This is a genomic window from Micromonospora terminaliae, assembly GCF_009671205.1.
GTDB classification, from domain to species: domain Bacteria; phylum Actinomycetota; class Actinomycetes; order Mycobacteriales; family Micromonosporaceae; genus Micromonospora; species Micromonospora terminaliae.
This window is the reverse complement of the sequence record NZ_CP045309.1, coordinates 5,464,139-5,480,534: the sequence shown is the minus strand read 5'-3', so window position 1 is coordinate 5,480,534 and position 16,396 is coordinate 5,464,139. Positions and strand designations below refer to the sequence as shown.

General features: G+C 75.0%; 19 protein-coding genes. 7 read left to right on the top strand and 12 right to left on the bottom strand.

Going from position 1 to position 16,396, the window contains the following annotated elements:
• Positions 1–29: 29 nt before the first annotated feature.
• The 4 genes from GCE86_RS25260 to GCE86_RS25245 are packed head-to-tail and all read right to left on the bottom strand — an operon-like array spanning position 30 to position 3,512.
• The gene (locus GCE86_RS25260) at positions 30–1,316 is read right to left on the bottom strand and encodes a metallophosphoesterase (RefSeq protein ID WP_154229215.1); all 1,287 of its coding nucleotides are present in this window, start codon (positions 1,314–1,316) and stop codon (positions 30–32) included.
• Positions 1,317–1,335: 19 nt separating this feature from the next.
• Positions 1,336–1,581 carry a MoaD/ThiS family protein gene (locus tag GCE86_RS25255; protein WP_154229214.1) on the bottom strand — a complete coding sequence of 82 codons (246 nt, stop codon included), beginning with the start codon at positions 1,579–1,581 and terminating at the stop codon, positions 1,336–1,338.
• Positions 1,582–1,584: 3 nt separating this feature from the next.
• Entirely contained in the window at positions 1,585–2,601 is a 1,017-nt protein-coding gene (moaA, locus tag GCE86_RS25250; protein WP_154229213.1) for a GTP 3',8-cyclase MoaA, read from the bottom strand.
• A complete protein-coding gene (locus tag GCE86_RS25245) occupies positions 2,598–3,512 on the bottom strand; it encodes a fructosamine kinase family protein (protein ID WP_154229212.1) in 915 nt (304 codons plus the stop codon). Before GCE86_RS25245 ends, moaA begins: the two co-directional genes overlap by 4 nt.
• Positions 3,513–3,674: 162 nt before the next feature.
• On the opposite strand from GCE86_RS25245, the gene GCE86_RS25240 reads away from it, so the two are divergent.
• A complete protein-coding gene (locus GCE86_RS25240) occupies positions 3,675–4,757 on the top strand; it encodes a DUF4192 domain-containing protein (RefSeq protein WP_154229211.1) in 1,083 nt (360 codons plus the stop codon).
• Positions 4,758–4,797: 40 nt separating this feature from the next.
• Here the strand turns inward: GCE86_RS25240 and fdhD are convergent, their stop codons facing one another.
• Complete coding sequence (fdhD, locus tag GCE86_RS25235) at positions 4,798–5,688, bottom strand: formate dehydrogenase accessory sulfurtransferase FdhD (RefSeq protein WP_154229210.1); 891 nt, start codon at positions 5,686–5,688, stop codon at positions 4,798–4,800.
• A 171-nt stretch (positions 5,689–5,859) separates the two neighbouring features.
• Here fdhD and mobA point away from each other — a divergent pair, with 171 nt between their 5' ends.
• The 3 genes from mobA (at position 5,860) to GCE86_RS25220 (ending at position 7,902) form a co-directional block, all read left to right on the top strand.
• On the top strand, positions 5,860–6,459 hold the full coding sequence (gene mobA, locus GCE86_RS25230) for a molybdenum cofactor guanylyltransferase (protein ID WP_154229209.1): 600 nt from the start codon (positions 5,860–5,862) through the stop codon (positions 6,457–6,459).
• Entirely contained in the window at positions 6,456–6,713 is a 258-nt protein-coding gene (locus GCE86_RS25225; protein WP_154229208.1) for a DUF6457 domain-containing protein, read from the top strand. The genes mobA and GCE86_RS25225 overlap by 4 nt, the downstream gene beginning before the upstream one ends.
• A gap of 88 nt (positions 6,714–6,801) precedes the next feature.
• Complete coding sequence (locus GCE86_RS25220; protein ID WP_154229207.1) at positions 6,802–7,902, top strand: T3SS (YopN, CesT) and YbjN peptide-binding chaperone 1; 1,101 nt, start codon at positions 6,802–6,804, stop codon at positions 7,900–7,902.
• A gap of 54 nt (positions 7,903–7,956) precedes the next feature.
• Here GCE86_RS25220 and GCE86_RS25215 read toward each other — a convergent pair whose 3' ends face one another.
• On the bottom strand, positions 7,957–8,913 hold the full coding sequence (locus GCE86_RS25215) for a zinc-binding dehydrogenase (RefSeq protein WP_154229206.1): 957 nt from the start codon (positions 8,911–8,913) through the stop codon (positions 7,957–7,959).
• A 64-nt stretch (positions 8,914–8,977) separates the two neighbouring features.
• Positions 8,978–9,436, bottom strand: coding sequence for an Lrp/AsnC family transcriptional regulator (locus tag GCE86_RS25210; RefSeq protein ID WP_091265141.1), 459 nt, complete (start codon positions 9,434–9,436; stop codon positions 8,978–8,980).
• Between the two features lie 107 nt (positions 9,437–9,543).
• Between GCE86_RS25210 and ddaH the strand changes: the two genes are divergently transcribed.
• Positions 9,544–10,329 carry a dimethylargininase gene (ddaH, locus tag GCE86_RS25205; RefSeq protein ID WP_154230670.1) on the top strand — a complete coding sequence of 262 codons (786 nt, stop codon included), beginning with the start codon at positions 9,544–9,546 and terminating at the stop codon, positions 10,327–10,329.
• A 61-nt stretch (positions 10,330–10,390) separates the two neighbouring features.
• Here the strand turns inward: ddaH and GCE86_RS25200 are convergent, their stop codons facing one another.
• Positions 10,391–11,620 carry an ABC transporter substrate-binding protein gene (locus GCE86_RS25200; RefSeq protein ID WP_154229205.1) on the bottom strand — a complete coding sequence of 410 codons (1,230 nt, stop codon included), beginning with the start codon at positions 11,618–11,620 and terminating at the stop codon, positions 10,391–10,393.
• 49 nt (positions 11,621–11,669) lie between these two features.
• The gene (locus GCE86_RS25195; protein WP_154229204.1) at positions 11,670–12,497 is read right to left on the bottom strand and encodes an alpha/beta hydrolase family protein; all 828 of its coding nucleotides are present in this window, start codon (positions 12,495–12,497) and stop codon (positions 11,670–11,672) included.
• 85 nt (positions 12,498–12,582) lie between these two features.
• On the opposite strand from GCE86_RS25195, the gene GCE86_RS25190 reads away from it, so the two are divergent.
• Positions 12,583–13,173 (top strand): bacterial proteasome activator family protein, encoded by a 591-nt coding sequence (locus GCE86_RS25190; protein WP_091265155.1) that lies wholly within the window; start codon positions 12,583–12,585, stop codon positions 13,171–13,173.
• A gap of 30 nt (positions 13,174–13,203) precedes the next feature.
• Here GCE86_RS25190 and GCE86_RS25185 read toward each other — a convergent pair whose 3' ends face one another.
• From GCE86_RS25185 to GCE86_RS25175, 3 genes are all read right to left on the bottom strand, one after another.
• A complete protein-coding gene (locus GCE86_RS25185; RefSeq protein WP_154229203.1) occupies positions 13,204–14,016 on the bottom strand; it encodes an HAD family hydrolase in 813 nt (270 codons plus the stop codon).
• Positions 14,016–14,837, bottom strand: coding sequence for an HAD family hydrolase (locus GCE86_RS25180; RefSeq protein ID WP_154229202.1), 822 nt, complete (start codon positions 14,835–14,837; stop codon positions 14,016–14,018). Before GCE86_RS25180 ends, GCE86_RS25185 begins: the two co-directional genes overlap by 1 nt.
• Positions 14,838–15,049: 212 nt before the next feature.
• Positions 15,050–15,793: a hypothetical protein gene (locus GCE86_RS25175; RefSeq protein ID WP_154229201.1), complete on the bottom strand. Its 744-nt coding sequence runs from the start codon at positions 15,791–15,793 to the stop codon at positions 15,050–15,052.
• A 118-nt stretch (positions 15,794–15,911) separates the two neighbouring features.
• Between GCE86_RS25175 and GCE86_RS25170 the strand changes: the two genes are divergently transcribed.
• Positions 15,912–16,340 (top strand): OsmC family protein, encoded by a 429-nt coding sequence (locus GCE86_RS25170; protein WP_154229200.1) that lies wholly within the window; start codon positions 15,912–15,914, stop codon positions 16,338–16,340.
• Positions 16,341–16,396 lie beyond the last annotated feature (56 nt).

Genomic DNA, 16,396 nt, shown 5'->3' with positions numbered 1-16,396 from the left:
GCGGTGCTGGACCGGGCGGCCGGAACGCGCTATGGGGCGCGCAGCTCGACCAGGGTCACCTGCGGCGGCGCGCCCACCCGGACCGGCGGACCCCAGAAGCCGGCCCCGTTGGTCACGTAGACCTTCGTGCCGTCCACCTCGCCCAGACCGGAGACCACCGGCTGCTGGAGCTTCACCAGCAGGTTGAACGGCACCATCTGGCCACCGTGGGTGTGCCCGGAGAGCTGGAGGTCCACGCCGAACTTCGCCGCCTCGTGCGCGGCCACCGGCTGGTGGGCCAGCAGTACCACGGGACGGGCCGGGTCGCGGTCGCCCAGGGCGGCGGCGTAGTCGGCGGGCGCCGCCAGCCCGGTGCCCGCGGCCGTCACGTCGTTGACCCCGGCCAGGTCGAGCACGCCGCGGCGGGCCCGGATCTCCTGGCGCTCGTTCTGGAGCACCCGCAGGCCGAGCCGATCCACCTCGCGCACCCACTCCTCCACCCCGGAGTAGTACTCGTGGTTGCCGGTGACGAAGAAGCTGCCGTACCGGGAGCGCAGGTCGCGTAGCGGCTCCGCGGCCGGCCCCAGCTCGGCCACCGACCCGTCGACCAGATCACCGACCACCGCCACGAGGTCGGCGTCGAGCCGGTTGATCATCGCGACGATCCGCTCGGTGTGCGACCGGCCGCGCAGCGGCCCGAGGTGGATGTCCGAGACGGTGGCGATGCGCAGCCCGTCCATGGCGCGGGGCAGCTTGGCCAGCGGGATCCGCACCCGGTCCAGCCGCGGCGGACCCATTGCGGTGCGTACGCCGTACCCCGTGACGCCCGCGGCCGTGAGCCCGGCGAAGATGGCGGCCCCCCGGGTGAGCAGCAACCGGCGGGACGGGTCGTGGTCCGGCCGGTCGCCAGCCGGCCCGCCGTTCGGCGGAGCGTCGGCCGCCGCGGCGGGTGGCTCCGCGAGCGCGATGGGCGACGTGGCGGCGGCGCCGCTGCCGCCCGCCGGCACCGTCGACGGCTCGGCGGCCGCACCGGTCGCGGCGCGCTCGCGGCGGCGCAGCACCAGCTTCGCCACGGCCATGGGCACTTCCAGCACCAGCAGCAGCACGAGCAGGTAGAACATCAGGGCCAGCCACAGGTAGCCCGGCCAGGCCAGCCAGTACGAGCCGTTGCGGGTGCCCACCATGGTCGCCGGCACCAGCAGCGCGAGCAGCAGCGCGGCCACCCCGCCGGCCTTCCGCCAGCGGCCCGGGCGGGTGGTGTCGCGGACCAGCCGCTTCCACAGGTAGAGGTGGATCAGGGCGGTGACGAGCACAGCGAAGCCCACGAAAGTCGCCATCGCCAGCACGGGAGCCTCCTCAGCCGCCCGCGAAGGGGGGCAGCACGTCGACCGTCGCCCCGGCCGGCAGCGGTGCCTGACGATCATGGCAGGCCACTCCGTCGACCAGGAAGCTCGCCGCCTTCAGCACCACGGCCAGCCGCTCGCCGTGCCGCCCGGTCAGCTCGTCGAGGAGTTCGTCGAGCGACCCACCGGCGGGCGCGGTCTCCTCGGTACGGCCGGCCGCGGCCCGCGCGCCGGCGAAATAGCGGACGGTGAGCTGCACCGGTCAGCCTCCGATCGCCGACATGGGCCGGCTGGGTTGCAGGAAGGCCGGGTCGTCGATGCCGTGCCCGGCCCGCTTGCCCCACATCGCGGCGCGCCAGCGCCGGGCCAGCTCCTCGTCGTCGGCCCCGGCGCGCAACGCGGCGCGCAGGTCGGACTCCTCGGTGGCGAAGAGGCAGTTGCGGACCTGGCCGTCGGCGGTGAGCCGGGTGCGGTCGCAGTCGCCGCAGAACGGGCGGGTCACGCTGGCGATCACGCCGACGCGGGCCGGACCGCCGTCGACCAGCCAGGTCTCGGCCGGCGCCGCGCCCCGCTCACCCGGGTCGGCGGTCAACGTGAACTCGGCGCGCAGGGCGGCGAGGATCTCGTCGGCGACGACCATGGTCGACCGGTCCCAGCCGTGCTGCGCGTCCAGCGGCATCTGCTCGATGAACCGCAGCTCGTAGCCGTGGGCCAGGGCGAACCGGAGCAGCGCGGGCGCCTCGTCGTCGTTGACCCCGCGCATCAGCACGGCGTTGAGCTTCACCGGGGTCAGCCCGGCGGCCGCGGCGCCGGCCAGCCCGGCCAGCACGTCGGCGTGCCGGTCCCGCCGGGTCAGCGCGGCGAACCGGGCCGGATCGAGGGTGTCCAGCGAGACGTTCACCCGGTCGAGGCCCGCGGCGCGCAGGGTGGGCGCGAGGCGGTCGAGGCCGATGCCGTTGGTGGTCAGCGAGATGCGCGGGCGGGGCTCCAGCGTCGCCACCGCCGTCACGATGCGCGCCAGGCCGGGCCGGATCAGCGGCTCGCCGCCGGTGAAGCGCACCTCGGTGACGCCGAGCCGGTGCACCGCCACCCGGATCAGCCGGACGATCTCGTCGTCGTCGAGCAGCTGCGGCCCGGCCAGCCAGGGCAGCCCCTCGGCCGGCATGCAGTAGGTGCAGCGCAGGTTGCACTTGTCGGTCAGCGAGACCCGGAGGTCCCGGGCGACGCGGCCGTACCGGTCGACGAGGACCCCGTCGGTCGTCGTCGGGGCGGCGGTCACCCGTCGACCGTAGCGCGTTCGGTGCCGCTCAGCGCGGCGCGGGCGACGGAGTCCACCGCCGCCCGGTACGCGGCCCCGAACAGCGCGGTGTGCACCAGCAGCAGGTGGAGCTGGTGCAACGGCACCCGCTCCCGCCAGCCGTCGGCCAGCGGCCACGCCTCCCGGTAGGCGGCCGTGATCCGGTCGAGGTGCGGCGGGCCGCCGAAGAGGGCGAGCTGGGCCAGGTCGGTTTCGCGGTGGCCGCCGTGCGCGGCCGGGTCCACGAGCCAGACCCGGTCGTCGAGGCCCCAGAGCAGGTTGCCGGGCCAGAGGTCGCCGTGGACCCGGGCCGGCGGCTCGTCGCCGCCGAACTCGGCGATCCGGTCGATCAGCTCCTCGACCGGGCCGGCCTCCGCGCCGGTGAGCGCGCCGTTGTCGACCGACATCCGCAGGTAGGGCAGCAGCCGCCGCTCCGCGAACCACGCCGGCCACGGGCCCGGGTCGGGCGTGTTGTCCTGCGGCAGCGCGCCGATGAAGCCGGGCCACTCGGCGCCGAAGGCGGGGGCGCCGGCCCGGTGCAGCCCGGCCAGCTCGCGCCCGAACAGCTCGGCCGCCTCCGGCGTCGGCTCGCCGGGCTCGATCCAGTCGAGCGCCAGCAGCTCCGGCAGCGCCACCACCACCTCCGGTACGGCGACCGTGCCGGCCGCGCGCAGCCAGCGCAGCCCGGCCGCCTCGGCGGCGAAGAAGCCTTCGGGCGCCGCGCGTTCCGCATGCTCCGGCCAGGTCTTGGCGAAGACCGAGTGCCCGTCGTCCAGGGTGAGCCGGGACGCGGTGCAGATGTCGCCGCCGGAGACCGGCGTCTCCCGGATCCGCTGGTGGGTCAGGAAGGTCGGCAGGTGCTCCGGGTGTGCCCGCAGGTACGCCAGGTCCATGAGCGCAACGTAGCCGGTCCGCGGGGCCGGCGCGGGCCGTGACCGGCTCTGCGGTGTGCCGCTCCTCGCCGACCTGGCTCGATACTCTCCGTAGCTGTGGACAACCCGCGTGTCGTCCACAGGGCCTGTCGCGCCGGCACCGGTTCGCCGCACGCTCCCGGCATGAACTCCATCGAGCGCCCCCGCCTCGCCGTCCGCTCGCCCGCCGACCTCGTCGCCGCCGTGCCGTACCTGCTCGGCTTCCACCCCGCCGACAGCGTCGTGGTGGTGGCGATGCGGGGCCGGCGGGTCGTCTTCGCGGCCCGGGGTGACCTGCCCGAGCCGGGCAGCGATCCGGGCCCGGCCGCCCGGCACCTGGCCGACGTGGTCGCCCGGCAGCGCACCGACGCCGCCACCGTGCTCGGCTACGGCCCGGCCGCCCGCGTCACCGGCACGGTCGAGGCGGTCGGCGAGGCACTGGACCGGGCCGGGCTGCTCGTCCTCGACGCGCTCCGGGTGACCGACGGGCGCTGGTGGTCCTACCTCTGCGCCGAGCCGGCCTGCTGCCCGCCCGAGGGCACCCGCTACGACCCGGCGGCCAGCCAGGTCAGCGCGGCGGCCGTGTTCGCCGGTCAGGTCGCCCTGCCCGACCGGGCCGCGCTGGCCGCGCAGGTGGCCCCGATCGGCGGGCCGGTCCGGCTGGCCATGCACCGGGCGACCACACGGGCCCGCCACCGCCTGAACGCACTCGCCGGTGCGACGGCCGGGCCTGCCGAGGAAGCGGACGGGCGGGCCGGAGACGCCGTCGGGGCCGGGCCGGTGGATGCCCGCGCGGTCCGGTCGGCGGGGGTGGCGGCGGTGCGGACGGCGTTCCGGCGGCACCGGCGCGGTGAGCGGCTCGGCGACGACGAGGTGGCCTGGCTGACCGTGCTCCTCACCCACCTCCCGGTCCGCGACCACGCCTGGTCCCGCACCGACGGCCGGGACGCCGACATCAGCCTCTGGACCGACGTGCTGCGCCGGGCCGAGCCGGAGCTGATCGCCGCCCCGGGCAGCCTGCTGGCCTTCGCCGCCTGGCGAGCCGGACACGGCGCGCTGGCGGCCGTCGCCCTGGAACGCGTGCTCGCTGCCCATCCGGGCTACTCGCTCGCCCTGCTCCTCGACGACGCGCTCCGCCGCGGGCTCGCGCCGTCCGAGCTGGACGGCTGGCCCGTGACCGCGGGCCGGGCGGTGCTCCGCCCCCGCCGGCGCCGACCTCGCCGGTGACCGGGTCTGTCGGCGCGTGCGGAGCGGGCCGGCGGCCGGGTCACTCGGGAACGCGCTGCGCCCCGGCGGCGACCGCCTCGGACGGCACCCGGTGCGCCCCGGTGTAGACGTTCATGGTGCCGCCGCGCAGGAAGCCGACCAAGGTCATGCCCGCCTCCTCGGCCAGGTCGGCGGCGAGCGTGCTGGGCGCCGAGACCGCGGCGAGCAGTGGCACCCCGGCCATCCACGCCTTCTGGGTCAGCTCGAAGCTGGCCCGCCCGGAGACCAGCAGCACGTGCCCGGCCAGCGGTAGCCGCCGCTCCCGGACGGCCCAGCCGACCACCTTGTCCACCGCGTTGTGCCGGCCGACGTCCTCGCGCAGCACCACGAGCTCGCCGTCGGCGGTGAAGAGCCCGGCCGCGTGCAGGCCCCCGGTGCGGTCGAAGGCGCGCTGGGCCGCGCGCAGCCGGTCGGGCAGCCCGGCGAGCAGTTCGGCGGTCACCGCCAGCGGGTCCTCGCGCACGACGAACTGCGAGCGGGTCCGGACGGAGTCGATGCTCGCCTTGCCGCAGACCCCGCACGAGCTCGTGGTGTAGAAGTTCCGCGCCGGGTCGGTGACGGGCTCCGGCACGCCGGGGGCCAGGACCACGTCGACCACGTTGTAGGTGTTGGGGGTCTCCGCCCCGGCGCAGAGTTGCGCCGTGCGCACGTCGTCGGTCGACCGGATCAGCCCCTCCGTGAGCAGGAAGCCGATCGCCAGGTCCAGGTCGTCGCCCGGGGTGCGCATGGTCACGGCGAGCGGCCTACGGCGCCCGGGTCCCGCCGGGCCGACCCGGATCTCCAGCGGCTCCTCCACCGCCAGGGTGTCCTGTCGGCGGATCCGCTCCCGCCCGTCGGCCGCCGCGTCGAGGTCGATCCGGAGCACGCCACGCCGGTCAGTCGCCCGTCCCATGCCGCCATCCTGCCCCGCGCCCCGGCACATCCGCACGGCGACGCCGCCGCAGAGCCACGGGACAGCCACACGGCCACGCCGCACCGCGCCCTGGCACATCCGCACGGCGACGCCCCCCTGCCCGCGCCCGGCACACCGGCACCGCGACGCCGCCGCGGTTACCGTGGCCCGGTGACGGCGTACGCGGCGGTGGTGCTCTCGGGCGGCGCGGCCCGGCGGATGGGCGGGGTCGACAAGCCGGCCCGGCCGGTCGGCGGCCGGCCGATGCTGCACCGGGTGCTGGCCGCGGTGGCCGACGCGAGCGAGCGGGTCGTGGTCGGCCCGGCGGGCCCGGTGCCCGAGGGAGTGCGGGTGACCCGCGAGGAGCCGCCCGGCGGTGGCCCGGTGGCCGGGGCGGCGGCGGGCCTGGACCTGCTCGACCCCGGGACCACGACCGTCGCCCTGCTCGCGGCCGACCTGCCGCTGCTCACCCCGGCGGCGGTCGCCGAGCTGCGGGGCGCCCTCGACGGCTCGACGGCCGGGGTGGCCTGCTACGTCGACGGCGAGGGCCGCCGGCAGCAGCTCTGCGCGGTCTGGCGGGCGAGTGCGCTCCGGGCCGCCCTCGACCGGCTCGCCGCCGAGCGCGGCGGCACGGTCGACGGGGCGCCGGTGCGCGGGCTGCTGGCCGGCACGACCGTCCGGGAGGTCTCCTGGTCGGGGTCCGGGCCGCCGCCCTGGTTCGACTGCGACACTGACGAGGACGTACGCCGGGCCGAGGAGTGGACGCGATGACGGTGATGGACGACTGGGTCACGGCGGCGTGTGCCGAGCTGGGACTGGACCCGGCCGAGGTGCCCGTGCCGACCGTGCTCGACCTGGCGAAGGACGTGGCGCACCAGGTGCTGCGGCCGGGGGCGCCGGTGACCGCGTACCTGCTGGGGCTGGCCGTGGGGCGCGGCGCGGAGCCGGCCGCGGCGGCCGGCCGGCTCGCCACGCTGGCGGGCACGTGGCCGGTGGAGCTGGACGGGACCGCCCCGACCGAGTAGCCCCTCCGGCCTGGTGTCCGAAGCCGGTCGGGGGTGATTGGACCCCCGTCGTCCGTGGGTAGGGTGGCGAGGACGGACGGAGGCGATCATGACGGCAGACCACCCCTCGGCGCCGGTTGGTGAGCCCGCCGGCGCGACGCCGGAGCAGCACGAGTCGATCCTGCTGGACGAGCCGACCACGGCCGACCTGCGGGCCAAGGTCACCGAGGCCTGGCGGGAGTTCGCCCGCGCGCTGGCCGACCGGCTGCGCGGGCTGCCCGCCGGCGCGCACCTGGAGGTCACCCTCGACCCGACCGCGTCCGGCACCGGGGACGCCGTCTACTCGGTGAGCGTGGACGCCGGCGAGGAGGGCCACCTCTCGGCGCGGGCGGTGGGCAACGCGACGCTGCCGCAGGGCTACCGGCTGGACCGGGCCGCGGTCGCCGACATGATCGCGCTCGGCTGGTCGCCGCCCGGCGTGGTGCCCGGCTCCGGTGAGCAGTTCGGCCTGGACTGCCTGGCCGACGAGGCCACGCGGTTGGCGGCCGTGCTGTCCCGGACCCTGCGCGACGTCTACGGCGCCCCGCACCCCGCCTTCCTGGTCTACCTGGTGCACGACGCCGAGGGGGAACCGCTGCCGGAGGAGCCGCTCGGCACGGCGCGCAGCGAGTTCGGCCCGGACCGCGACGTGGAGGCCGACCTCGACGAGGCCCTGGCGGCCGCCGCGACCGCCCAGAACACCGAGAACGACGTGCTGGCCCTGGAGGAGCGGGTGCGCACGGTCGTCTCCACGATGCTGAAGTCCAAGGCCGACCAGGTGCAGGTCGACTCGGACGGCGACATCAACATCCGCGCCGGGTCGGCCATGGTCTTCGTCCGGGTCCGCGACAACCCGCCGCTGGTCGACGTCTTCTCGCCGGTGCTCACCGAGGTCGAGCCGACCGAGCGTCTCTACGTGAAGCTGTCCGAGCTGACCAACCGGATGCCGATCGGCCGGCTCTACTGCGCCGACGACACGGTGTGGGCCTCGATCCCCGTGTTCGGCCGCAACTTCCAGGCCACCCACCTGATGCTCGCCGTGCAGGTGATGACCGGGCTGGCCGACGAGCTGGACGACCGGCTGCACGGGGAGTTCGGCGGCAAGCGCTTCTTCGGTGAGGGGGACAAGCCGGCGCGGTCGCAGGAGCACCGCACCGGCATGTACCTCTGACGCCGGCGGCGGAGAAACGCCGAGGAGGCCGGGCCGGGGCCCGGCCCGGCGGCCTCAGCGAACGTCGAGGAGGGTCTTGCCGATCGTGGCCCGGGCCTCGATGACGGCGTGGGCGTCGGCCGCCCGGTCCAGCGGGAAACGCTGCCCGATGAACGGCCGGAGCCGGCCGGCCGCACCCTCGGCGAGGGCCTGTTCGGTGAGGGCACGCAGCTCGTCGGGCGTCCCGCCGGGGCGGATCAGGGTCACCCCCCGGGCGGCGGCCTCCGCTTCGGGCAGGTCCGCCCAGGCGCCGCCGGCCAGCCCGAAGCTGACCATCCGCCCGCCCCGGTCGAGCAGGTCGAAGGCCGCCCGGGCCACGGCGCCCCCCACCCCGTCGAACACCACGTCCACCCCGTCGACGGCCGCCCGGACCCGGTCGGTCCAGTCCGGCTCCCGGTAGTCGACCACCGCGTCGAGCCCGCGCTCGCGGAGCAGGGCGACCTTGCGGGGTCCGCCGGCCGCCGCGACCACCCGGGCTCCGGCCGCCGTGGCGAGCTGGGTGAGCAGGCCGCCCACCCCGCCGGCCGCCGCCTCGACCAGCACCCGCTGTCCGGGCCGCAGCCCGGCCGCGCGGGCCAGCATCAGTGCGGTCCGTCCGTCGGCCAGGAGCGCCACGGCCGCGTCCAGCGCCAACCCGTCCGGTACGGGGAGCGGCGCGCTCTGGTCCACCGCCACGCGCTCGGCGTACCCGCCGGTGCCGCCCGTGGTGCTGACCACCCGCCGGCCGATCAGCGCCGGGTCGACGTCGGGGCCCACCTCGGTGATCGTCCCGCCGACGCCGTTCCCCGGGATCACCGGCAGTGTCGCGGCGAACGGGCCGAACCCGGTCGCCCGGAACATCGTCTCGACGAAGGTGATGTTCGCGTGCGCCACCTCGACGAGCACCTGTCCCGGACCGGGCACGGGATCCGGCGCCGGCCCGGGGACCAGCACCTCCGGCCCGCCGAACTCCCGTAGCCACACTGCCCGCACGTCGCCTCCCCGTTGTCGTCACCGCACCGTCCGGTCCAGTTGACGACCTGAAGTGCGGTTCAGGTCAAGCCGAGGAGGGCCCGACGCCGGGGGACTCGACCAGCCGGGAGAGGACGATGGTGCTGCGGGACGAGGTGACGAAGGACTCGGCCCGCAGCCGTTCCAGCGCCTCCTCCAGGTGCGCGATGTCGGCCGCCCGCAGGTGCACCAGCGCGTCGGCCTCGCCCGAGACCGTGTACGCGCCGACCACCTCGGGATGCCGCCGGGCGGCGGCGCCGATCTGCGCGGGCGTGGTCCGGCCGGCACAGAACAGCTCGACGAACGCCTCCGTGGTCCACCCGACGGCGGCCGGGTCGACGACCGCGGTGAAGCCCCGGATGACCCCGGCCGAGCGGAGCCGGTCGACCCGGCGCTTGACCGCGGGGGCGGAGAGTGACACCCGCGTGCCGATGTCCGCGTACGAGGCGCGGGCATCCGCCACGAGTAACGCAATGATTCGCTGGTCAACTGCGTCTATCTGCAACGTTCCGCCTCTGGGAAGCAATGGTTGTGGCTGTTACCAAAGTTGTACCGTACCTACTCTTGGTGACCGTGAACCAGCAGCGAGTCCCGCGAAAGCGGACATATCTCATGTGCTCGCCCGAGCACTTCGCGGTCGAGTACGCCATCAACCCGTGGATGGACGTGACCGCCCCGGTCGACGCCGAGCTGGCGGTCAAGCAGTGGGACCGCCTGCGCGAGACCCTGGTCGGTCTCGGCCATGAGGTGCACCTGCTCACCCCCGAGCGCGGGCTGCCGGACATGGTCTTCGCCGCGAACGGCGCGTTCGTGGTGGACGGCACGGTCTACGGCGCCCAGTTCAAGCACGAGCAGCGGCACGCCGAGGCCGCCGCGCACCGGGCGTTCTACGAGGCGAACGGCTGGCGGTTCATCGCGCCGAGCGAGACCAACGAGGGCGAGGGCGACTTCGCCTACCTGCCGGAGGCGCACGGCGGGCTGATCCTCGCCGGCCACGGCTTCCGCACCGAGACGGCCGCGCACGCCGAGGCGCAGGAGGCGCTCGGCCGGCCGGTGGTCTCGCTGCGCCTGGTCGACCCGCGCTTCTACCACCTGGACGTGGCGCTGGCCTCGATCGACGACGAGAACGTCGTCTACTACCCGGGCGCCTTCTCGGCGGCCAGCCAGCGGGTGCTCACCCAGCTCTTCCCGGACGCGGTGATCGCGGACGACGAGGACGCCCTGGCCTTCGGCCTCAACCTGGTCAGCGACGGGCTCAACGTCGTGCTGAACAGCGAGGCGACCCGGCTGGCCGGCAAGCTCAAGGCGGTCGGCTACCACCCGGTCCCGGTCGAGCTGGCCGAGCTGAAGAAGGGCGGTGGCAGCGTGAAGTGCTGCATCGCCGAGCTGCGCCACTGACGCAACGAGAACGGGCGGTCTCCCCTGGGGGAGGCCGCCCGTCTCGCGTGCCGGAGGCGGGTCAGCCGAGCGTGGCCAGCTCGTTGATCACGACGTTGGCGAGCATGCGGCCGTCGAGCTGGACCTTGCGCAGGTACCACTTCTGCTGCGGGGTGCGCGACTGGTTGAACTGCCAGGCGCCGCGCGGGCTGTCGACCTGCCCGATCTTGCCGAGCGCCAGGTTGACCTGCTGCGGGGTCGGGTTCCCCCCGACCAGCCGGATCGCCTTGTCGAGCACCTGCGCGGCGTCGTAGGAGGCCATCGCGAAGGTGGTGGGGGAGACGTTGTACGTCTTGCGGTACGCGGAGGCGAACACCCGGTTGGCGGTGTTGTTCAGGTCGGCCGAGTAGTTCAGCGCGGTACGGATGGGGTTGTTCTGGATGAGCGCCCGCTCCTCACCCTTCTCGCCGTCGTCGAGCTGGCTGAGCACGGTGCCCTCGGTGAGGAAGCCCGGCGCGTAGACCGGGCCCCGGTAACCCGCGGCGTAGAGCTGCTTGATGAACTGCACGGCCTGCGCGCCGGTGTAGTGGCAGAAGACCGCGTCGGGCCCGGGCCGCCGATCCAGGGCCTTGCGGATCGAGCCCGTGTAGACCCCCTTGCCGGGGTTGGCGAAGTCCTCCGTGAAGATCGGGTCCTCGGTCAGCCGGCGGCCGCCCTGTTCGTAGCCGCGCCGGAGGCCGTCGATGACGTCCTGGCTGCTCTGGCCCTTGGTACCGAAGATCGCGATCCGGCTGGACTCGTCCAGCGTCTGCCGCAGGTACTCCCCGAGCGCCTCGCCCGGCTCGTTCAGCACGTACGAGGTGCGCCAGATGTAGACCACGCTCTGCAGGCTGATGGGGGAGGCGTTGGAGCCGATCAGCGGGATCCGTGCCTGCTCGACGGCGTCCCGGATGCCCAGCATCACGGTGGAGCTGACCACACCCGTGAGCGCCAGCACGCCCTCATTGATGAGCCGGTCCACGGCGGCCTGGCCGGTCTTGGCGGTGTCGCCCTCCTCGGCCGGCACCACCGTCACCGGGTGGCCGCCGAGCTGGCCCTCGTTGAGGGTGAGGAAGGTCTGGAACCCGTTGGTGATCTCGTCCCCGATGACCTTGTTCGGGCCGCTGCCCGGGACGATCAGCCCGATCTTGATCGGGCTGCCGGGCTCGGCCTCGTCCGCGGTGTCGGTCCCGGAGCCACAGGCTGCCGCCAGTCCGGTGGTACCCAGTGCGGCCAGCAGTTGTAGTGCCCGCCTGCGGTTCATCTGTGACACCGAATTCCTTCCCGATGGAGCGGCCAGGGTGCAACGCCCCCTCGGCGTTCTACCTGCTTGGCGACGCTGCGTCAATGCCCGGAAGATCATCGTGCAGCGACCGCAACGCGGCCACCACCTGCGGCCAGGCGGCCGAGTCCGGCGCGATGAGCCCGAAATGCTCACATTCGGGCAGCTCAATCAGCGTGGTGGGACTGCCGGCGGCACGGGCCGCCGCCACCCATGACCGGCTGAGGGTGATCGGCACCTGCCGGTCGAGAACTCCGTGCATGACTACCGTGCGTGGTCGGATCGGCACCAATGCCGATGGATCCGTGGCCGCGTACCGGTCCGGGACGTCGGCCGGGCCGCCGCCGAGCAGCGCCGCCACCGCGCCGCCGTCCAGGTCCAGCCGGTACGCCTCGGCGAGGTCCGCGACCGGCGCCAGCGCCAGCACGCCGCCGACCGTGACCGGGGCGTGCGCGGCGACGTACAGCGCCAGGTGCCCACCCGCCGAGTGACCCACCACGATCGGTGGGGCGGGCGCCACCAGTCCGGGCAGCGCGGCCGCGGCCAGCCCGGGCAGCGCCGCCACCCCGGTCAGCACGTCGGTGAGGGTGTGCGGCCAGCCCCCGCCCGGCTGGCCGGTGCGCCGGTACTCGACCTGGGCGACCGGGTAGCCGAGCGCGGCCAGCGCGGCGGCCATCGGACCGGTGTGGGTGCGGTCGTACTCGGCCCGCCAGAAACCGCCGTGCACCACGACCACCAGCCGCCGGGGCGGCCCGTCGCCGGCCGGCCGGCGCAGGTCGGCACACTGGTCCGGGTGGTCGCCGTAGGCGACGGTGGCGTCCGGCGGTGGGGCCGGCCGGGTCAGCACGGCGCGCGGGTCTGCGGGCATGACGGCGACGGTAGCGCGCCCCGCCCGGGTGGTACGCGGCCCGGCAGCGGGTCCGGGCGCGTGCGGGCGGTGGGGGTGGGTAAAGATGGGTCCCATGACCGAAGCGCGCTTCGCCGGACAGGACGACGAACAGGGCAACGATGGCATCCCCGGCACCGTGGTGGTGGTCGGGCCGGACGGCCGGCCGGTCGGCACGGTGCAGACCGACGAGGGCCAGGGTGAGGATCCGACCCGCCTGGTCGAGCAGCCCGCCAAGGTGATGCGGATCGGCAGCATGATCAAGCAGCTGCTGGAGGAGGTCAAGGCGGCGCCCCTGGACGACGCCAGCCGGCACCGGATGCGCGAGATCCACGAGCGCTCGATCGTCGAGCTGAAGGAGGGCCTCGCCCCCGAGCTGCGCGAGGAGCTGGAGCGGATCTCGCTGCCCTTCACCGAGGACCAGGCGCCCAGCGAGGGTGAGCTGCGGATCGCCCACGCCCAGCTGGTCGGCTGGCTGGAGGGGCTGTTCCACGGCATCCAGGCCGCGCTGGTGGCCCAGCAGATGGCCGCCCGCGTCCAGCTGGAGCAGATGCGCTCCGGGCGGCAGGCGCTGCCCAGCGGCCCGGGCGGGATGGTGCCCGGTATGCCCGGCATGCCGCAGGGCAACGAGGGCCACGCGCCCGGCCAGTACCTCTGACCGGCCGGGGCGCGAGGGCGCCCCGGCCGCTCAGGCCACCCCGAAGACCTGCTCCAGATACGCGGCCACCCCGTCCTCGGTGTTCGCCCCGGTCACCTCGTCGGCGATCGCCAGGACGGCCGGGTGTGCGTTGGCGACGGCCACCGCCCGGCCGGCCCAGGTCAGCATCGGCACGTCGTTCGGCATGTCGCCGAAGGCCAGCACGTCCCGCTCGTCGATGCCGAGTCGCGTCGCGTACCAGGCCAGGCCGGCCGCCTTGGTCACACCGGCGGCGGAGATCTCCACCAGGCCGCTGTAGGACGAGTGGGTCGCCTCGGCCAGCCCCTGGAGGGCACCGGCCACCACCCGGACGAACACGTCCGGATCCTGCTCCCCGGCCCGGGCCAGCAGCTTCACCGCCGGGACGGCGAGCAGCTCCTCCGGCGACTCGATGGCCCGGATCGCGTCGGCGTCGGCGTCCCAGCGCAGCGGGTAGTGCGCCTCGTGCCGCATCTGCCGGCTGTCCACGATCTCCACGGCGAAGCTCACCCCGGGCACCTCCGCCCGGAGCCGGCGGGCCACCTCGGCCAGCAGTTCGGGGGCGAGCGGGTCGGCGCGGAGCACCTCGTCGGTGACCGGGTCGTACACCACCGCGCCGTTCGCGCAGATGGCCGGCAGCGGCTCGGCGAGCTGGTCGTACACGAGCTGGAGCCAGCGGATGGGACGGCCGGTGACCAGCACGACCGGCGTGCCCGCCGCGGAGATCCGGGCCAGCACCGCGGCGGTGCGCGGGCTGAGCGTCCGGTCGTCCCGGAGCAGCGTGCCGTCGATGTCGGTCGCGACGAGCCGAGGTGCCTCTCCCATCACCGGGAGAGTAGTCGGTCCAGGTAGACCGCGACGCCGTCGTCGTCGTTGCGCAGCGTGATCTCGTCCGCGGCGGCCCGCACCTCCGGGTGCGCGTTGGCCACCGCCACGCGACCCCAGCCGGCCCACTCGAACATCGGCAGGTCGTTCGGCTGGTCGCCGAAGACCAGCACCTCGGCGGGGTCGACGCCGAGCCGCTCGGCGACCACGCTGAGCCCGGTCGACTTGTCCACCCCGGCCGGGCAGATCTCGACGAAGCCGAGGCCGGCCTGGGTGAGCGTGGCCAGCCCGGCCGGGACGATCCGGCGGGCCACCGACAACAGTTCGTCCACGTGGTGGTCGGCGGTCCGCGCGAACGCCTTGAGCACGTCGCCGGACAGGCACTCCGCGCGGCTGCGCGCCTCGAACCGGTCCGGATAGGGCCAGCTCGGGTGGTAGTCGCCCCAGAGCGGCGCGTCCGGCTCGTCGGACGCCTCCACCATCACGGTGAGCGGGCCGACGGCCGACTCCAGATCGGCCAGGATCCGGGCCAGCACGGTGCCGGACAGGCGCTCGTCGCGCAGCACCAGAGGCCCCGCCGGGTCGCTCTGGTCGACCACCCGGCCCCCGCCGGCCATCACGAGGAAGTCGGCGGCGCGGATGTCGTTGCGGGTCAGCTCGGTGAGGCGGGGCCCGCGGCCGGTCGCGCCGACCACCGGGATCCCCGCGGCCCGCACCCGGTCGAGCACCTCGTGGGTGTAGGCGGAGACGGTCTCGTCGCTGCGGACGAGCGTGCCGTCGAGGTCGGTGGCGATCAGCTTGGGCAGTCCCGGGCGGATCATGGTTCCTCCTTCGCCCGCCGCCGTCGCGTCGGCCGTCCAGGTCCTCGGTGCCGCGGCCACCGGACGGCGGGCAGCAACCGTATCTCGCGGAACGGGTCGCAACCATGGCTTTTCGGCGAATCGGACACCAACCCGCGGCGGCCGTCCGGTGTCCCCTCGCGGCCGGCCGTGCAGGGCGGCGGACGGTCGGTCCGGGGCGGACGAACGGGAGGTCAGCGGGGCGGTTCGGGCCGGGCGAAGGGTGTGGTGGGCTGCACACTCAGGTCGGCGGGGGCCGGCGGCAGCTCGTCCTCGGCCGCCCGGCGCCGGCCCCGGCCGGACCAGCCGTCGGAGGCACCGGCCTCCGGCTCCGCCGCGGGCTCGTCCGCCCGGCCGGCGGGCTCGGCGCCGGCCCGGCCGGACAGGTGCAGCGCGGCCGCCAGCAGCACGACGGCGAGGAACGCGGTGACCAGGCCGCGGCCGTGCTCCACCTGGAACCGCTGCTCGGTCGGGAGGAAGAAGGCACGCCGGCCCAGCTCGTCCAGCGAGTAGGCGGCCGCGGCCAGCAGGGCGAGCAGGGCCGCCGCGAGGCCGAGACCGGCGAGGCGCGCGTGCTGCCGGACCGGTGGCGCACCGCGCAGCGCGAGCGCCACGGCGACCGCCAGGCCGAGCAGTCCCACGAGGTACGCCACACCGAAGCCGCCGACCTCCGCCACCCCGCTCGGCAGCCGGACGGAGGTGTTCCCGTCCGGGCCGTCGTTCGGCACGGTCATCACCAGCCACTCCCCGATGAGCGAGGCGACCGCGGCCACCGCGCCCAGGCCGGCGAGCACCGGTGGGAGCCGACGGTCCCGGCCCAGGCCGGCGAGCGAGCGTCCGACCCGGCCGGACGAAGCCGGTTCGGCCTCGCCCCACTCCACCACGGTCGTGCCGTCGGACCGGTTGTCCTGTCTGGGGATGGGGAGATCCTGGGACATCGGTCACCTTCCCGTACGCGGGCCTGCGTCGAATCATGGCACAGCCGGCACCCCGGGACAGGGGTCGCAAGCGCGCAGGCCGGTGCGCGCGCCGCCGCTTTCGGTTAGCGTCGGTGCCATGCCTATCCGTACCGCTTCCGCTCGTTGGCAGGGCAACCTCACCGAGGGGTCCGGCACCGTCCGCACCGGCAAGGGCGGCCTCACCGGCAACTACTCCTTCAAGTCCCGCTTCGAGGAGGGCGAGGGCACCAACCCCGAGGAGCTGATCGGCGCCGCGCACTCGGCCTGCTTCTCGATGGCCCTCTCCAAGCAGCTCGCCGACGCGGGTGCCACCGACAGCTCGGTGGAGACCACCGCCAAGGTGCACTTCGACAAGACCGACGCGGGCATGACCGTGACCCGGATCGACCTGGAGACCGTCGGCCAGGTCCCGGGCCTGGACGAGGCCGAGTTCACCAAGCTGGCCGAGGCGGCCAAGGAGAACTGCCCCATCTCGCGGCTGCTCTCCCCCGGCGCGCAGATCACGCTCAACGCCCGCCTGGCCTGACCACGTCCGACACGGCAAGGGTGCCCCCACCGGGCGCCCTTGCCGTGCCGCGTGCC

Bases quoted from the DNA above. Each gene is read 5' to 3' on its own strand.
- GCE86_RS25220 (WP_154229207.1), top strand. From the start codon at position 6,802: ATGACGGCAGACCACCCCTCGGCGCCGGTTGGTGAGCCCGCCGGCGCG.
- ddaH (WP_154230670.1), top strand. From the start codon at position 9,544: ATGTGCTCGCCCGAGCACTTCGCGGTCGAGTACGCCATCAACCCGTGG.
- GCE86_RS25180 (WP_154229202.1), bottom strand. From the start codon at position 14,837: ATGATCCGCCCGGGACTGCCCAAGCTGATCGCCACCGACCTCGACGGC.
- GCE86_RS25195 (WP_154229204.1), bottom strand. From the start codon at position 12,497: ATGCCCGCAGACCCGCGCGCCGTGCTGACCCGGCCGGCCCCACCGCCG.
- GCE86_RS25185 (WP_154229203.1), bottom strand. From the start codon at position 14,016: ATGGGAGAGGCACCTCGGCTCGTCGCGACCGACATCGACGGCACGCTG.
- GCE86_RS25175 (WP_154229201.1), bottom strand. From the start codon at position 15,793: ATGTCCCAGGATCTCCCCATCCCCAGACAGGACAACCGGTCCGACGGC.
- GCE86_RS25240 (WP_154229211.1), top strand. From the start codon at position 3,675: ATGAACTCCATCGAGCGCCCCCGCCTCGCCGTCCGCTCGCCCGCCGAC.
- GCE86_RS25260 (WP_154229215.1), bottom strand. From the start codon at position 1,316: ATGGCGACTTTCGTGGGCTTCGCTGTGCTCGTCACCGCCCTGATCCAC.
- GCE86_RS25225 (WP_154229208.1), top strand. From the start codon at position 6,456: ATGACGGTGATGGACGACTGGGTCACGGCGGCGTGTGCCGAGCTGGGA.
- GCE86_RS25245 (WP_154229212.1), bottom strand. From the start codon at position 3,512: ATGGACCTGGCGTACCTGCGGGCACACCCGGAGCACCTGCCGACCTTC.
- fdhD (WP_154229210.1), bottom strand. From the start codon at position 5,688: ATGGGACGGGCGACTGACCGGCGTGGCGTGCTCCGGATCGACCTCGAC.
- GCE86_RS25170 (WP_154229200.1), top strand. From the start codon at position 15,912: ATGCCTATCCGTACCGCTTCCGCTCGTTGGCAGGGCAACCTCACCGAG.
- GCE86_RS25190 (WP_091265155.1), top strand. From the start codon at position 12,583: ATGGGTCCCATGACCGAAGCGCGCTTCGCCGGACAGGACGACGAACAG.